We start from the raw sequence: 16,489 nt of genomic DNA, 5'->3' as shown, positions 1-16,489 counted from the left end.
ACTATTGCGTGTTCTGCTGGTTCTTCGAGTAAACATATATTCATCACGTTAGCTTTCGCCGCGGAAATGGGGCGATTGCTGTGTGGGAGCGGATTCATCCGCGAAGAGGCCGCCAGAAATAACGCTTCCCCGGGTAAATCCGCTGTTGCTGACCTTCTGCAAACGCCTGTGCAGCTTATAATCGGTCGCCTGTTCTGGAGCCGCCATGATTTCCTTGCCCATCGATGCTGTCCTGCCGGCCCTGCGCCAGGCGCTGACCTCCCGCCACGAAGCCATCCTCGAAGCACCGCCCGGCGCGGGCAAGACCACACGAGTGCCGCTGGCGATGCTCGATGAGCCGTGGCTGGCCGGGCAGACGATCCTCATGCTGGAGCCTCGTCGTCTGGCCGCCAGAGCTGCGGCCGAGCGGCTGGCCAGTGAGCTGGGGGAGAAGGTGGGGGAAACTGTTGGCTACCGGATCCGGCTGGACAGCAAGGTCGGCCCGAAGACTCGCATCGAAGTGGTCACCGAAGGGATTCTGACCCGGCGTCTGCAGGATGATCCGGCGCTGGAAGGCGTGGGGCTGCTGATTTTCGATGAGTTTCACGAGCGTAGTCTGGATGCCGATCTGGCGCTTGCCCTGAGCCTCAACGGTCGCGACCTGTTTCGCGACGAGCAGCCGCTGAAGATTCTGTTGATGTCGGCCACTCTGGAAGGCGAGCGCCTGTCCGCGCTCCTGGACGATGCGCCAGTGGTGCGCAGCGAAGGACGCATGTTTCCGGTAGCGATGCAGTGGGGGCGACCCTTTCAGCCTGGCGAATTCATTGAGCCTCGTGTGGTGCAGGCCGTTCTCGATGCTCTGGGTAATGAGCCCGGCAGTCTGCTGGTGTTTCTGCCGGGGCAGGCCGAGATCCGGCGCGTCAATCAGCAACTGGCCGAGGCCCTGGGCGAGCGTGCCGATATCCTGCTCTGCCCGCTGCATGGGGAGTTGGACCTTGCCGCTCAGCGTGCAGCCATCGAACCTGCGCCCAAGGGCTCGCGCAAGGTTGTGCTGGCGACCAATATCGCGGAAACCAGCCTGACCATCGATGGCGTTCGGGTCGTGATCGATGCCGGTCTGGCGCGGGTGCCGCGTTTCGATCCGGGCAGCGGCATGACACGCCTGGACACACAGCGCATCTCTCGCGCCAGCGCGACCCAGCGAGCCGGTCGGGCAGGGCGTCTGGAGCCTGGCGTCTGTTATCGACTCTGGTCCGAAGCCCAGCATGACCAGCTCGCCGCCTATGGCTCGGCGGAAATCCTCCAGGCGGATCTGGCCGGGCTCGCACTGCAACTGGCGCGCTGGGGCGTGATGCCCGCTCAACTGGTCTGGCTCGATGCACCTCCAGCGGCGGCTTATGCACAGGCCCAGGATCTGCTGGTCAGGCTGGGTGCCTTGAGCGACCCGCAGGGCCAGGAGCGCAAGTTGACGACTCATGGTCAGGCGATGGCGCAAGTCCCTGCGCATCCTCGAATCGCTCATCTGCTGTTGCGCGGCCATGCACTTGGGTTGGGTGAACTGGCCTGTGATGTCGCGGCATTGCTGGGCGAGCGGGATATCCTGCGCGGTGCCGGAGCCGACTTGCACAGCCGCCTGACCTTGCTGGCCGGAAGCGAACGTGCCGCCCGTGGTGCTCAAGGCGGTGTGCAGCGGGCCAGACAACTGGCGCGTCAATATCGTGGTTATTTGAGGGGCGCTGCCACAACGCCAGTCAGCGATCCCGATCATTCACGCTGGCTGGGTTGCCTGCTGGCGCTGGCTTACCCGGATCGGGTTGCGCAGCAACGCCGTGCGGGTGGTGCCGAATATCGATTAGCCAACGGTCGCGCAGCCTTGTTTGCCGAAGTCGATGCGCTGATGAAACAACCCTGGCTGGTGATCGCCGACCTTGGCAGTCGTCAGGGCCAGCGCGAAGAGCGGATCTATCTGGCGGCGGAATTCGATCCCGCGCTGTTCGATTCCGTGCTCTCTGAACAAGTGGCCGAGTTCGATCAACTGGATTGGGATGAGCGCGAAGGCGTATTGCGCGCCGAGCGTCAGCGCAAGGTCGGCGAACTGATCCTCAGCCGCGAGCCACTGACCGGCCTTGATGAGTCCGCCCGAGGCCAGGCCTTGCTGGGATTGGTTCGACGCAAAGGGCTGGAACTGTTGCCGTGGACGCCGGAGCTTCGCCAATGGCAAGCCCGCGTGACTTTGCTGCGCCAACTGGATCTGGAGAAGCAGGACGCCAGCGAGTGGCCGGACGTTCGCGATGCCGTCTTGCTCGAAACCCTGGAGTCCTGGCTGCTGCCATATCTGGGCAAAGTCACCCGACTCAGCCACTTCGGCAATCTGGATCTCTCGTCGATCTTGCACAACCTCCTGCCATGGCCGCTGCCCCAGCGCCTGGACGAACAGGCCCCTCATCACCTGAGCGTGCCCTCCGGTTCATCGGTGCGCCTGGATTACAGCGAATACCCCCCGATCCTCGCCGTCCGCCTGCAAGAACTGTTCGGCCTGTCCGACACCCCGCGAATCGCCAATGGACGGCAAATCGTCAAACTACACCTCCTGTCCCCGGCCCGCCGCCCTGTGCAAGTGACGCAAGACCTCGCCAACTTCTGGCGCAGTACTTATGCGGAAGTGAAGAAGGATTTGAAAGGGCGGTATCCGAAGCATTACTGGCCGGATGATCCGTTGGTGGCGGAGGCTACTGCGCGGGTTAAGCCGAGGAAGAGTTAGCGGAAATATCAACTACCGTGCTGAGTAGGAGCGGATTTATCCGCGAGACGTGATTGAAGGCGGTAAATTTCTTTGAATGTACGGTGAGTTTTTACAGCTGGAGAGTGGCTGCATTATTTAAAGAGGATGACTCACTTACACTTAGAGTTAATGTTGTCTCGGCGGTTGTTGACTGCCGCGTGCGTATCATAAATACTATTTTGGCAGAGCTTGGCAGGGGCAGTGGTGCTGTGGTTTTTAATAAGTTGTTTGGGGTTTTTCTTGCTCAGTGTGTAGCGGAATGTATTGGCTTTAGCATGGGGAGGGCTTCGTGAATTAAAGTGGTTTTTGAAAGTTTGATAGGCTTTTATAGTGTGTTCACTGGATGGAACAGGTATATGAAGTGTTTTGGGATGGCGTTGTTTTTATTTTTTGCTATTAGCTGCTCGGGCTTGAAGGCGGAAGAGTTTACTTACTGGGATTCGGGGCCGAATGGGAGTATTACTGTATTTTCAAAGCCGTGGCAAGGATGTGAGTATCTATTTTATGAGTATGCGCCCGCTGGGAGTAATTCATATGCGCCGCATCTTAATAGGGATACTCCGTGGGGGTATGAGTGCTTTTATTTGACTGTTGGAGGGTGGGGTAATCATTGGGGGACTATTTTTAAAAAAACAATTTCTTGTGAAGGAGGTGCTACTTTAAATTATACAACAGCGCAGTGCAGTTTTAATGGGCAAAAAGGTGCAGAGGACGATGAGTTGTCCTGCAAAAGCCCCTCTATGCAAGTCGGTAATCCAATTAATGCCGCGACCGGTAACAAGTTTCAGTATGAAGAGGATTTTAGGGTTGGAGCTGCTAGTCCTGTAGTTGTCGGGCGCTATTATAATAGTATGGATGGGCTTTGGAGGCATAGCTATTCAAGTACTCTGAATGTTGGTACGGATTTTGTGGTTCTAGTCCGTTCGGATGGGCGAGAGTCTTTGTTTAAATTGGCTGATGGTAAGTACTCCTCTTCTACTGATCTGGGTTCACTGGTTGTTACTGATGCAGGGTGGACTTTCAAATCCCTGGATGGCTCGATCATGAGCTTTTCTGAAGGTGGGCAGCTGACCAAGATCGTCAATCAGCAAGGTTTAGTGCACAACGTTTCGCGTGATAAATATAATGTCACCGTCACTAATGAAGCAGGCCAGTCAGTAAAATTTTCTGAAGATATTCTCGGTCAGATAAAAACGCTTGAATCTGGCGGGACGAAGATACAGTATCTATATCAAGCTCAGCGCTTAACCAGTCTTTCAAAAAATGTAAATGGGGTGGTTTCAACCCGAAGCTATCATTATGAAGATACGCGCAACGCTGGATTGCTGACGGGGATTACCGATGAGCGCGGTGTTCGCTTTGCTACATGGTCCTATGATGAAAGAGGCAGAGCCATTAGTAGCCAGCACAGCGGTGGAGCAGGGCTGACCCAGATTGCTTACAATGCAGATGGTTCCAGCTCGGTAACCAATGAGCTAGGCAAAACTACGGTGTACCGTTATAAGCAGATTGATGGTGTTAAGAGAATCATTGCAATCGAAGGTGAGCCAACTCCAAATTGCCCAGCCAGTAACTCGACCTACACCTATAATTCCCAAGGCCAGATATTGACCAAAACTGACGCCAAGGGACTGATTACAACCTACTCCTACAATGCTCGTGGCCTGGAGGCTAGTCGTACTGAAGCAGCTGGGACTGCTGTGGCTCGAACTACGTCAACTGAGTGGGATCCTGAACGATCATTACCAGTTAAAGTTATTGAACCCAATCGTATTACTGCATATAGCTACGACAATCAAGGACGGGAACTCACTCGGCAGGTCACTTCCCGATGAGTAATTATTGTCTGAAGGACCTGAGTATGTTTGCTTTTTCTTCGCGTCAGCTGATCGCAGGCCTCGCCTGCGCATGGCTTGCATGTTCTGCTCATGCCAGCACTATCAATCACACTTATACATCTTTGGGTCAGGTCGCAAGTGTCGACGGTGCCCGAACGGATGTAAGTGACATTACTTTGTATGCATATGATGCTCAAGGCAATCTTACGACTGTCACCAATGCGCTTGGCCATGTTTATACCCTTGGTAATTTCGACAGTTATGGCAATCCACAGATTGTCACCGATCCTAATGGAGTAGCCACAACACTTGGTTATACCCCGCAAGGATGGCTTGCCAGCCGAACAGTTGACTCATCGACCACGCAGTATAGCTATAATGAAGTCGGCGATATTCTGCAAATCACCATGGCTGATGGTAATTGGATAAAGTACCGCTATGACGACGCGCGACGCCTTATTGGGGTGACGAACCTGCTCGGTGAAAGCATTGACTACACGCTTGACTCGATGGGTAACCGCACTTCGGACACTATAAAAGACAGCAATGGAGCCATTGTTCACCTCCAGCGGCGAGTGTTCGACGAGTTGGGACGTTTGATCAAGGCGGTGGGTGCTGATAACCAGACCCGGCGTTATGATTACGACCTGAATGACAATCAGGCTGGCTCTACCACTGCGCGTGATCACAAAACGCAGCAGGCTTTCGATGCCCTGAATCGTCTCAGTAAGATTGTTGATCCCCTGCAGGGCGTTACTGCCTTGAGTTACAACCCTGATGATAAGGTCACACAAGTTGTCGATCCGCGTGGCGTAACGACACGATACACCTATGACAGCCAAGGCAATCAGACCAGCAGTATAAGTGCAGATTCCGGCACCAGTACTTTCGCTTATGATGAAGCCAATAATCTTATTCGCAGTACCGATGCCCGTGGTGTTGTGACCGACTATAAGTATGACGCGCTGAACCGTTTGGTCAGCAAAAACTATCCAGCTACTCCTGCGTTTAATATCAAATTTCTCTATGACCAGACCTCTAATGGAAATTACGGTATCGGCCGCCGTACCGGCATTCAGGACAGTGCAGGTGTATTGACGTACACATATGATGCCAAAGGCAATCTGACCAACCAACACCGTTCGGTAGGTGTCAATGCTGGGGATTATTACGAAAATATAAGTTATGGCTATGATGCAGCCAATAATCTTGTTCAGATCGGATACCCGTCGAATATAGCTTTAACGTACACCCGCAACAGCGCAGCCCAAGTGACCGGTATCAAACTAACACTCGGTGGTAGAACAGTCACTCTGGCCAGTAGTATCGCGTATCTGCCTTTTGGCCCGCTGAAGTCCCTGACCTGGGGCAACGGCATCCTGCTGTCGAAAACATACGATCAGGACTATCTACTGACACAGCAACAAGTCGGTAACTGGCAAACGACTTATCGCTATGACGCTGACAGCAATATCAGTGCTACGACCAATAGCCTCTGGGGGGCGGTGCAGTACGAATATGATGCGTTGGGACGTTTGACTCAGGAGCAGACCAACACCACCAGGAAAGGTTATAGCTTCGACGCCACCGGTAACCGGACTCAGCGCATTACCAGCAACCTGAACAGCAGCGATAGCAGTGAAACCCAGTCCCTGGCTTACGCCGACGACAGCAATCGACTGGTCAGCCTCAATGGTTCGACATTAGCAACGGATCTGATCGGTAATCACACTCAACTCAACGGGCGACGCTATACCTATGACAGCCAGGGGCGGCTGAGCCAGGTTCATCAAGCCAGCATTTACCAAGTCGCCGAGTACAAATACAACGCCTTGGGGCAACGCATTACCAAGCGTACTTACGAAATGGGTAGCCAGGCGCTTATAGGCACTACAGCGTATTTGTATGACCTGAGCGGCAAGCTCATTGGCCAGACGTTTTACGATGCTAACGGCCTGAAAACCAGCGGCCAATATTGGTTCTGGCTGGATGACATGCCCCTTGCCCAACTGACGGTCAATTTTTCGTCGCTAGGAGAGATTAGCAACAGCAAGCTGGTCTACCTGCATTCTGACCATCTGAATACACCAAGATTGGCAACTGATAGCACACAAGCGTTGCTATGGCGCTGGAACAGCGATGCGTATGGCGTAGGAGCGCCTGAAGAAGATGTGGACGGTGATGGCAAGGCGACGATCGTAGCGCTACGGTTTCCAGGGCAGATTTACGATGCGCAGACACAACTGAACTATAACTACTATCGTGATTACAATCCGGATACCGGGCGGTATGTGCAGAGTGATCCGATTGGGCTTGAGGGGGGATTGAATACTTACGGGTATGTGCTGGGTAACCCGCTGAGCTATTCAGATCCGTCTGGACTGGTAGTGGATGATGGGCTAGGTGGAAATGTGTGTACGCCTGGCTTTGAGGGTTTGACCTGTAGTCCAGTTGGCGGTGTTGGGCCAATTGGGGGACTCAAGGGCGGTCTAACCCCAAAAGGTGAAACGGCGTATTGCCCTCTTCCTTCCGGGTTATCCGCTCGTACACCAGTAGGCCGATCTGGACAAAGCTCTAATTTCGTTAACCTTAATGCTCCTGGTTCGCGAAACCCTCCAGGTACTATCGATGGCAGAAATTACAGTGGTCATGCATTTGATAGAATGCAGGAGCGTGGCTACACGCCATCGGTAATAGAGAGCACCATAAAAAATGGTACTAGCGCTCCGGGGAATAAGCCAAACACCACGGTTTATACTGATAATTCGAATAAGGTCAATGTGGTTGTAAACTCTCAGAACGGAACCGTAATTACAGTAATACCTGGAGTTAGGTGAAATGAATACTAGTATACAGTCTGCACTATATGATCAGGTACGGGTGGCCATTCATAAGCAATGGGATCCTATCGGTGTTTCAGTCTATTCGGATGAAATGGGTGAGTACGATGGATACATTCCTGAACTATGTAAGCTTATAGAAAATAAGGCTGATAGAGAAGTAGTCATCGAATATCTATGGTCAGTAGAGACTATTGCAATGGGACTGAGTGGAGATAGGCCCCATACGGAGAAGTTCGCAGATCAGCTTTTATCCTTGTAGTGTGAGTTATTTGGCCCGAGCGGAAAAGAATGCTATGACCTCCATCCAGGCCGTAGCATTCACACACTCCTGCGTTTGAGCGCGCTTTGTGGCTCTGAAGTACCTCTTCACAGGTAGGAATGGCGAAAATTATCCCATCAGATCGATTTTTCCCTAAATCTGTTGCCTGTAAAGAGTGCATGGAGGATGTGAAAGCACTCGGAGATGGAAATAGAAATGTTCGATCTCGTCAATTGCAAGGCAATAATATGAAAAATATCCAGATAATAGATGGCGCAAAAAATTGTGTTTACGATATCTTTTCAGCCACAGAGGAAGAGTTTGATAAAATATTTCCTCAGGGAACAAATATCGCTTTTATTGATGAGGTTTATTCGAGAGAAAGCGAGTCGGAACTTGATAGGGTGTTCAATAGTATATGGAGTCGCCCTGTGCGAAAATTACATTCGCAGGGGATTCATGGAATTGTTTTTTATGAGTTGGATGAAAAGAAAGTTTACTATCCGAATAGAGTGGATGAGGATGCTGTAAATCCAGATGGAAGTTGTTTGAGGTGATACTATTTTAGGCGGATGGTGTATTTTTAGTGCTAGGTTTCAGTGTTTTTAGTAAGTAGGCTCTCATCTTTATGAAGCTTATATGTAAGTGATATGTTGTCTTGTACCCACGATAGGAAATCAAATTTCTGAATCAGATCGATGCCCCACTTGAATTTCTACCTAACCAATTGGTCGGTTATCTGTCGCCTTCGCTCAAGACCTTCATTCGTCAATCAGATTGGTTTTTCCTGTTCACCTGATTACTGATGAAACGTATCGGCCCCATGCCCCACCTATCTTTCGGTAGCTGCAGCATGGAGCGGGCCGAAGCCTAGTGTTTCTACTAAGAAAGGAAGTAAAATTACTGTATCTGATGGCGGAGCAATTATTAATATTGATAAGTGAGTGATGGATATTTCTAAATGTATAGATTTGCATAGTTACTCATCTTCTAAGGGGTTTCTAGGGTATATTGATCATGCCGGGGATGATGCCAGGTCGGGAGCGGATTATGCGCTCGATATTTTTGAAAGTTTTCTTAGCTCGGTTGGGGGCGAGGTTGTCTTATTTACTACAATGGCTTTCAAGGGGAGTGGGAGTGAGCTAAAAAAAATCTATGGATATGAAGGTGCTGATTTTGAGAGTTTTATAGAGTCTGCATCTGGCTTCATTAGTGATGAATATGATGAGTCATGCAGTTTTAGAGTCTTGCCATTGAAAAGCAATGACTTTAGACAGTCTGGTCTTGCTAGTGCTTGCTACATAATTATGGCGTTGGGCGGTGTGTGCGGTCATTTATTTATATTTTCAAAGGCTGCATCCGTAATTGTGTATCCACACGACGACACAGGGTTTGGTGTGATCTCTGTAGATGATGATAATCTATCTTCCTGTTTTTTTGATTTTTTCAACACGAGTTGTTTTAATATCCATTTAAAAAAGCAATCTCTTTGAAAGGATGTTGTTAGGCGTTAGGGGAGAGAAAACTACACGGAAGCTCTTTTCGCTTGGTGATGTGGGTAAAGTAAGTTTTTACCTGCATGCCTATAATTTGGGCATAGTCGCAGCCCCAAATCCAAGTGTCTTATTTTGAATAAGTGGGGTTGTTAAACGGCTGAATATTCTGGAGTGGTAGTCGAATAAAAAGTTTGTATAGGGTTGGTGTTTTTGTGTCGGGTGCAGCATCGGGCTTGTCGCTGAATTCAAGCTGGAAAGTGTGCTGGTGGTCATGAATCACCTAGGGTAAAAGGTACTGGTAGTTAAGCGTTCGGTTTAAGGTGCGGAGGTTTGTGTGGAGCATGTTGTAAGTGTTGTCCGAGGTATTACTCCCCATGCATATGACTCGCTGCCTAACGCAGTTGCTCTTTCTAGGGTGACGAAGGAGCGTAAAGAAAAATGTGATTTGATTGGGGGTGGTTTTGTAGTCGCTTATGAGTTAGGTGGTGATTCTTTAGTTTTAAGTTTTAATAATGGATGGCATTTGGTTGTGTCTGCCGGAGATAATAGAGTTGATTGGGATGTTGTGCCTGTTAAACCGGCTATTAAAGAAGGTGGGCGGAAAGGGGTTGTCTATCGTCTACACCCCGATGGTGAAATAGTACTGTGGAAGCCGCGAATATTTCTGAACAAACTTTTGGGGAAACAAGCGGCAATATCGCCAAGTAATCAATACCTCTTCTTGTTTGTTCGGGATGAGGCTGATTATATTTTTGATTTTCTTATCAATGTTGATATTCCTGACGAAAGATTTCTATTCCTCTCCGAGGTGTAGGCTGAAAGAAAAGCTTTTTGTTTGGTGAAGAAAATGCATGATTGGACCCTACAGTCGATTCACGTTGATTGGGCTCGTGGAGTGGCAAAAATCGAACTTAAGGACTCGATGTCCATGGTTAGATTTATCGAGATCAACGAGCTAAAGAGTGTAACCATACCAAGAAGGAATCCTTGGGGTGAAAGTGTTTCAATTAACGAGGCAATTTACCTTGTTAATGAGGGGGGGGAGCATGCTCTAATTGTTGAAATGCAATCGGGAGATTACATAAAAGTGGAAGCTGGATTTATAAGTAAGTTATAGTTTTTATAAATTTTACAGAGAGGGATTTCTCTGGCACCGGCTTTTTGCCGGTGTTTCCTTCGCTATATGTCTTTTGCCACCGCCTCTAGATACTAGCTGTGAAGAGGACTGGAGGCAGAATATTCCAAGTGGTGGAGTTGTATCAGGGGTCCCAGGGCGCGCAGGAGTCTTGGCAGGAGCTCAGTTAAATCCGGACGGAACAGTATGCGGTTGGGGCGGTCTCATGGGAGGTATTCCCGGTCCCAATTGGAGTACTCGCCCAGTGGAGTTGGATAAATGATAGTATATGTTTTCTCGTTTTTTGATTTTTTCAACACAAGTTGTTTTAATATTCATTTAAAAAAGCAATCTCTTTAAAAGGATATTGTTAGACGTTAGAGGGGGGAGCTACACGGAAGCTCTTTTCGCTTGGTGATGTGGGTAAGGTAAGTTTTTATCTGCATATCCATAATGAGGGTAAGCCCAAAAGGGATTATGACCAGCCACACAAAGGTCATGAAACGCCGCACGTTCATGAGTGGGAAAACGGGGGTGGAGAGCATCTCCGTCGTAACTACTCACCGTGCAATAAGAAGGAGCTGATATGAACAGTTGGGGAGTTTTGGTCGAGTCAACTATTGATAGCGTACACGTCAATGCATTGAACAAAGAAATAAGAACTAATGTTGCATGTGCATGCGATGGCAAAGGTAGACAATAGATTATCGCAACTGGCGTCGATGATTTCGTTGCGAATGAAATGCGAATTTCTAATATTATTGATCGAGTAAATAGATTTGATGGCGACGATCTTGATAGGAGCAATTCAGATACATCAAAGCGTCTATTTTTTCTGATGAGAGGTAAGGCTTCAAGTTTATCTGAACTTGAATGGGGCGTTCTACAGAAAAATTATCTTATGTTCGTGACGGTAAATTGAGTCTTTTGGAAATTGAGCCAGTTTATGGGGCGACGATAATAATTTTAGCCAAGAGTTTCAGCCTTGAGCTTATAGCTTAGGCTTCGGATGCGGCAAACAATCCAGCAGAGCCGGACGAGAATAACTTAGACAAGATCAAAGGAAACAAAGCCGCAGATGCTGCGGCTCAGGACGCCGGATATAACGATGCTCACGATGCAAATAAGGGGCGAGGTGATGGTCGAGTGAATATCTATAACGATAAGACAACGGGGCAAAAGTGGATATGGGATGGTAAGAATGACTCAGGGAAAGAACAGTTATGAGTTCATTGTCCGTTAGAACGAAATCAGTTTCGTTGACATTCAGAGGCTTTGATCTCACTGCTGAGGAAGTTGTTGCTCTTGTAGGTGTGGCTGCATCAAGACTCGGAAATCGTGGTGAGCCAGTAAAACCTGGTGTCAAAACACGATTAACTCGATCTTACGCAATTTTCTCGTTGGACTTCTTAAATGACTACGAGTTATGCGAGATGCTCCCTGCGTTACTCACGCATCTTGGGGGAATCAATCATCTTTTCCAGATACAAAGTCAGATCCAACCAGAGTTTTCCGAGATTCATTTTGACTTACCGGTTGCTGCGTCCGATGAGTCACAAGAAGGATATTTGTCGACGACTGTTATTGCAGATGTCTCTCAACTTAAGGCCAGCATCTCATTCGGCTTTTTCTAAAGCCGTAAAGCCTTGTAGCGCGGGTCATTTGACCCGCGCTGGACGAAACGTTACGGCTCCCCAGGTCGTAGCGTTCCGTCCACAACCCTTCGCTTAAATGCAGCGGCGATATCCCCAATCCCCTGTTCACCGCTGATAGCGAAAGTTGTCCCAGATCTGTCCTATGTCACCGCCTCACGAACCCCACCTTCAAAACCCTGCACTGAACCCCGATGCTGGTCTCCCGAACTCTTTCAGGAGCCAGCCCCTCATGACGTCGTCCCGACGTTTGTAATTCCCTCGCCTTTATTAGTGCCGGTGGCTTTCACCAACAAAAGTCAGGGATGTAAACAGGCTGCGTTCCGAGATATCTTTTTCGTCAACTGCCGGCACTCTGGCTTGGGCGGCAATAATGTTCAGCCCGTTGTTACGAATGACGATATTGGCACGCCCCTGCGCATCGGTCTTCGTGCTACTGGCATCCGACATTCCACGATAGTCATCGAGAAGGGCAATGTTGGCGGCTGGCTTGCCATCAATAGTCACTTCAACAGGTAGTGGGTTACCAACACCGACCTCCATTGGGTCTTTCAATGGGCGAATGACCATCGCTAGCTTCAAGTTATCGGGTATACGGGCGTGCGGTTCCAGAATTGCCAGGCTGTATTTGTAGCTGTGGCTGGCACTGACCGCGCCCGGTACTTCCGCCATCGGAGCATTGACGGACTTCCCATCCTTGCCCTTGCTCCATATGCCGTTGTCGAGTGCGACGGTCACGACTGCCGGGCTTGCTATAGGCACCAGGCGAGCGTGATCGCCCAGTCGCTCAACGGTGACGGGCACCCCCTTACCGTTCTGATCGTAGGCCCATACGCCTTTGATCTTCTCCGGTGCGTAGGCTTCATCCTCTGCGCCATGCCCATAAACGACCTCAAGATGGCCATAGCGTGTTTCCGTCCAGATGCCATGGGCAAAGGCTGATCCAGTGCTTAGAGCGCCCATTGCTACAGCCAGTGAAAGTGCAAATCTCATAGGTCTTCCTGATGTCATGAGTGAAGCTTTTCAAACGCCAGGGAAGCAAAAACATGCCTGCTCAGACCTGTGCCCACGCCTTGGTTTGAAAACGTGTCTAAATTGCTATTTGTTATAATGTAACATGTTGGTGGTAGCATGTTACTACATAACATCTTTAAGGAAGATAGCTTCATGTACAGATCTGCACATCGCGCCAGGGTTGGGGTTTTTACAAGTGCAGCGCTGACCGGCATGTTCTCGTGTGTATCGGTTGCGGCAGCGGAATCAGGGGCGGAGAGTCGCACTGAGCTGGATGCGATTGAAGTCGTAGGTGAAGGAAGCAGTTCCGGGCCTATCAAGCCGCTTACACGCAGTAAGGTGAGCAACGCACCGGAAAGCCTGCCGACGGCAGTGTCCACGATTACCCAGGAAGACATTCGCACGCTCAACGTCGACCGTGATATCTCCAACATCTATCGTCGTGTGCCGGGCGTGGTGGCCAACAATATTGACCAGGGTGACACTGGTAATGGTTTTCGTATGCGCGGCTTCACCACCAATGGCACTCACGGTGCTGACGTGGCGGTCACTGTCGACGGCGTACCGCAGAACATTCCATCGAGCCAGGGTGGGGCCGGTCACGGCCCGGTTTTCCTGGAATGGCTGACGCCGCAGATGATCAAGCGTGTCGACGTTATCAAGGGGCCTGTATCAGCGCTGTCTGGAGATCAGAACCGCGCAGGCTCGGTGAACATCGAGACGCTCGATGGCGGTGATGTGGCTTCAAGCATCGGCATGGACATCGCCAGCTTTGATGGCCGCCGTGCGAACCTGGTGCTGGGTGGAGAGCATGACGGCCTTGAATCGCTGTTCATCGCAGACGCCTACAAGACCAACGGCTATCGAAAGGCCGCCGAGACCAACCGCGACAACTACTTCTGGAAGCTCTCCAAGGTCATCGGTGATGCCAAGTACTCGGCCCGCTTCAGCCACTATGAGTCGGACTTCAAGAACGACGGCTATTTGAACCTCCCTGCTCTCAAGGCGGGCACGATCAGCCGTCGCGACACTGATAATTTGTATGGCTTCGGCAACGCCAACCGAAACACCTACGTCTTTAACCGGACCCCCGCAGAAGGAGAGGAAGGCCTGTCTTACACTGCGTACTTTGAAGATTTCAAGCGCGTGCGCGGCATCTCCAATGGCACCAACACCCACAACTATGGCAAGGATGACCGCGATATCTACGGCGGCCGCGTCGCCTACAACTTCGTTTACAAAGACTCGGCGGCGCTGATGGTCGGTGCCGATGTGCGCCGCGACAAGGGAGACGCTTTCCGCCAGCAGTACCGTAACTTCGAACCGACGCAGAACTACTACTTTGACTTCGATCAGGATCTGATCACTTACGGCGTGTTCGCCCAAGGGCAGTACAAGCCGGTCGATTCGTTGAAATTGCTGGCTGGCATTCGCTACGACCGCTTTGATTACGACATCAAGAATCTGAAGTTCCGCGATGCTGATACCGGTTACAACAGTTCAGTCACTACGCCGAAGCTTGGCCTGGTGTGGACGCCGACCGAGCAGTTCGAGCTGTTCACCAACGCGGCTCAAGGCTTCCGGTCACCAGCGGCGGAGTACATCAGTTCAGGAAGCAGCAGCGCATTGCCACTGAGCGAGACTGGAGGCCGGATCAACAGCAGCGTTCGACCAAGCAAAGTCACGTCCTATGACATCGGCTTCACTGTGCGTCCTACCGAGCGCCTCTCCAGTACCACCGAGTTCTATTACATCCAGAACGACAGCGAAACGCTGCAAACCTCGCCCGGTGTCTTTGAACAGGTCAGCGACACCACGCGCAAGGGCGTGGAGACCAGTTTCAACTACCAGGTCACCTCTACAATCAGCACTTACGCCAGCTATGGCCGAATCATCGATGCATCGATCAACAATCCTTCACCTGGCACCGGCGAGCAGTTGGCAGTGCCTGAGCACACCTACAAGGCGGGCGTTCAGCACCGCGACACCTTCATGGCTGGACAACTGACGCTCAACGCCGATGCATACCATCTTGCCGGCATCCCTTACTACGTTGGCACCGAGAAAAAGGAAATGCCGCTCTATACCCGGTATGACCTTCGTGCGTCCTACGACTATGATCAGTACCAATTCAGTGTTTACGGCACCTTTCAGCCCCATCGTTACGGCACTGAAGTCGCCTATGGCACAAGCACCGGGCTAGTGATTGTTCCTCAACCCTCCACGACCTTAGGCGCGTCGGTCAGGTATTTCTTCTGATCATTGAAGCGATGCTGAACATGGTGCGATAGCAGCCCGGTGCCGGCTTTCGGGTCGGCTTCCAGGCTTTGTACAAGATGTATCTGCTCTCGGTGTTCTGCGTTAAACAGGCTCACCTTCGCTCGAAAACATTTCGTACAGAGCCTGTCCCGGCCAGCGCTCGTTTCTGACAGGAGATCTCCGAGTTCATTCTGCTGGAGTGTATATTTCGTTACCCGAAAGGCTCGGAGCAGCACATGACGTTCGATGTCGGGACAGGGATTCTACTGTTAGAGATATTGATGAATACCAAGGCGTTGGTCGAGGATGAATCCGGTCGTCTCCAGTTCGATGCCGAGCGTCTTGGCGAACATATATCGACGGTGCTTGCCGATATCGAAGTCTTGGAGCGTCTGGACGACGAAGCCTATCTGGCCGGCGCCAGAGATTATGTCCACAAGCATTTGGGCGCTCCGCAGAGTTCACAGACACGCTTCAATTTCCCGACTTCGCACTATGCGCGCCGGGTGCTTGAGGAGTTGCCTCGTTGAATGCCTTGAAAGGGCTGCTGTTTTGGTACTGCCTGGCATCACTCGCGCATCGTTGATCAAGCTGGCCCAGAGCCGCTTGGGGCTGAATGCTGTGGAAGAGGATGTCTACATCGATAACCTGGGCGATTACAAGGAGGCAGGCGCTTGTGGAACAGCGGCGGTTATCACACCGATTGGCGGTATCCACCCCAGTTGGGTCAGGCCTCTAAATACTCAACAACTCCGTCACCGGCAACCGATTGGTCGTCTTCAACTCGCGCAATGAAAGATTCGAGCGAATGCTCGACACGCCCGGCAGTTTTCTCAGGACTTTTTCAACGAACCGGCTGTAGCTGTCCAGGTCTTTGGCAACCACCTGAAGCAGGAAGTCCGCCTCGCCGGTTGTGTTGTGGCAACTGAGCACTTGCGGTGCCGATTCAATGATCTTTTCAAACCTGGCTGTAGCTTCCTCGCTATGGTCCGTGCAGGAAATCTGCACGAATGCCATCACCCCAAGCCCCAGTTTCTTGCGGTTCAGGATTGCTTGATAGCCCTCGATCACTCCGTCTTCTTCAAGGCGTTTCTGCTTTCGCCAGCAAGAGGCTTCGCTGAGGGAAAGTTGCTCCGCCAGTTTGACATTCGACAGCCTGCCGTTGCGCTGCAGTCGATCCGAGATTGCAATATCTACCTTATCCAGCTGTTCAATCATGGCGGAATCTTTCATTTTGAATATTTAAATGAAAT

The 16,489-nt window shown here is 50.9% G+C and carries 12 protein-coding genes and 1 pseudogene; 10 read left to right on the top strand and 3 right to left on the bottom strand.

The window, feature by feature from the left end; genetic code table 11:
* Positions 1–48: 48 nt before the first annotated feature.
* Entirely contained in the window at positions 49–222 is a 174-nt protein-coding gene (locus tag KGD89_RS22080) for a hypothetical protein (RefSeq protein ID WP_155951539.1), read from the bottom strand.
* Here KGD89_RS22080 and hrpB point away from each other — a divergent pair.
* The 7 genes from hrpB (at position 206) to KGD89_RS22045 (ending at position 11,945) form a co-directional block, all read left to right on the top strand.
* Positions 206–2,740: an ATP-dependent helicase HrpB gene (hrpB, locus tag KGD89_RS22075; RefSeq protein WP_025261935.1), complete on the top strand. Its 2,535-nt coding sequence runs from the start codon at positions 206–208 to the stop codon at positions 2,738–2,740. The two genes, KGD89_RS22080 and hrpB, sit on opposite strands and share 17 nt — an antisense overlap.
* 392 nt (positions 2,741–3,132) lie before the next feature.
* Complete coding sequence (locus KGD89_RS22070; protein ID WP_081741992.1) at positions 3,133–4,596, top strand: DUF6531 domain-containing protein; 1,464 nt, start codon at positions 3,133–3,135, stop codon at positions 4,594–4,596.
* Positions 4,593–7,436, top strand: coding sequence for an RHS repeat-associated core domain-containing protein (locus KGD89_RS22065; protein ID WP_025261933.1), 2,844 nt, complete (start codon positions 4,593–4,595; stop codon positions 7,434–7,436). The genes KGD89_RS22070 and KGD89_RS22065 overlap by 4 nt, the downstream gene beginning before the upstream one ends.
* 384 nt (positions 7,437–7,820) lie before the next feature.
* Positions 7,821–8,258 (top strand): hypothetical protein, encoded by a 438-nt coding sequence (locus KGD89_RS22060; protein ID WP_236249423.1) that lies wholly within the window; start codon positions 7,821–7,823, stop codon positions 8,256–8,258.
* 390 nt (positions 8,259–8,648) lie between these two features.
* A complete protein-coding gene (locus KGD89_RS22055) occupies positions 8,649–9,194 on the top strand; it encodes a hypothetical protein (RefSeq protein WP_025261930.1) in 546 nt (181 codons plus the stop codon).
* Between the two features lie 337 nt (positions 9,195–9,531).
* On the top strand, positions 9,532–10,011 hold the full coding sequence (locus KGD89_RS22050; RefSeq protein WP_143008684.1) for a hypothetical protein: 480 nt from the start codon (positions 9,532–9,534) through the stop codon (positions 10,009–10,011).
* 1,523 nt (positions 10,012–11,534) lie between these two features.
* Positions 11,535–11,945 (top strand): hypothetical protein, encoded by a 411-nt coding sequence (locus KGD89_RS22045; protein WP_025261928.1) that lies wholly within the window; start codon positions 11,535–11,537, stop codon positions 11,943–11,945.
* Positions 11,946–12,233: 288 nt separating this feature from the next.
* Here the strand turns inward: KGD89_RS22045 and KGD89_RS22040 are convergent, their stop codons facing one another.
* Positions 12,234–12,974, bottom strand: coding sequence for a DUF4198 domain-containing protein (locus KGD89_RS22040; protein WP_025261927.1), 741 nt, complete (start codon positions 12,972–12,974; stop codon positions 12,234–12,236).
* Positions 12,975–13,130: 156 nt separating this feature from the next.
* Here KGD89_RS22040 and KGD89_RS22035 point away from each other — a divergent pair, with 156 nt between their 5' ends.
* The 3 genes and pseudogenes from KGD89_RS22035 to KGD89_RS22025 all read left to right on the top strand — a co-directional run.
* Positions 13,131–15,236: a TonB-dependent receptor gene (locus tag KGD89_RS22035; RefSeq protein WP_025261926.1), complete on the top strand. Its 2,106-nt coding sequence runs from the start codon at positions 13,131–13,133 to the stop codon at positions 15,234–15,236.
* A 236-nt stretch (positions 15,237–15,472) separates the two neighbouring features.
* Positions 15,473–15,766: a hypothetical protein gene (locus KGD89_RS22030; protein WP_236249424.1), complete on the top strand. Its 294-nt coding sequence runs from the start codon at positions 15,473–15,475 to the stop codon at positions 15,764–15,766.
* Between the two features lie 25 nt (positions 15,767–15,791).
* A pseudogene (locus tag KGD89_RS22025) lies at positions 15,792–15,950 on the top strand (aminotransferase class IV); the annotation flags it as partial.
* A gap of 21 nt (positions 15,951–15,971) precedes the next feature.
* Here the strand turns inward: KGD89_RS22025 and KGD89_RS22020 are convergent.
* The gene (locus tag KGD89_RS22020) at positions 15,972–16,454 is read right to left on the bottom strand and encodes an Lrp/AsnC family transcriptional regulator (protein WP_025261924.1); all 483 of its coding nucleotides are present in this window, start codon (positions 16,452–16,454) and stop codon (positions 15,972–15,974) included.
* Positions 16,455–16,489: the final 35 nt, after the last annotated feature.

The organism is Pseudomonas cichorii, from assembly GCF_018343775.1.
In the GTDB taxonomy this organism is placed as follows: Bacteria; Pseudomonadota; Gammaproteobacteria; order Pseudomonadales; family Pseudomonadaceae; genus Aquipseudomonas; species Aquipseudomonas cichorii.
The sequence above is the reverse complement of the archived record's forward strand: the minus strand, read 5'-3'. Positions and strand labels throughout refer to the sequence as shown.

Excerpts from the sequence above, each read along its gene's own strand:
- hrpB (WP_025261935.1), top strand. The coding sequence starts at position 206 with ATGATTTCCTTGCCCATCGATGCTGTCCTGCCGGCCCTGCGCCAGGCG.
- KGD89_RS22080 (WP_155951539.1), bottom strand. The coding sequence starts at position 222 with ATGGGCAAGGAAATCATGGCGGCTCCAGAACAGGCGACCGATTATAAG.
- KGD89_RS22070 (WP_081741992.1), top strand. The coding sequence starts at position 3,133 with ATGGCGTTGTTTTTATTTTTTGCTATTAGCTGCTCGGGCTTGAAGGCG.
- KGD89_RS22065 (WP_025261933.1), top strand. The coding sequence starts at position 4,593 with ATGAGTAATTATTGTCTGAAGGACCTGAGTATGTTTGCTTTTTCTTCG.
- KGD89_RS22060 (WP_236249423.1), top strand. The coding sequence starts at position 7,821 with ATGGCGAAAATTATCCCATCAGATCGATTTTTCCCTAAATCTGTTGCC.
- KGD89_RS22055 (WP_025261930.1), top strand. The coding sequence starts at position 8,649 with ATGGATATTTCTAAATGTATAGATTTGCATAGTTACTCATCTTCTAAG.
- KGD89_RS22045 (WP_025261928.1), top strand. The coding sequence starts at position 11,535 with ATGAGTTCATTGTCCGTTAGAACGAAATCAGTTTCGTTGACATTCAGA.
- KGD89_RS22040 (WP_025261927.1), bottom strand. The coding sequence starts at position 12,974 with ATGACATCAGGAAGACCTATGAGATTTGCACTTTCACTGGCTGTAGCA.
- KGD89_RS22035 (WP_025261926.1), top strand. The coding sequence starts at position 13,131 with ATGTACAGATCTGCACATCGCGCCAGGGTTGGGGTTTTTACAAGTGCA.
- KGD89_RS22030 (WP_236249424.1), top strand. The coding sequence starts at position 15,473 with ATGACGTTCGATGTCGGGACAGGGATTCTACTGTTAGAGATATTGATG.
- KGD89_RS22020 (WP_025261924.1), bottom strand. The coding sequence starts at position 16,454 with ATGATTGAACAGCTGGATAAGGTAGATATTGCAATCTCGGATCGACTG.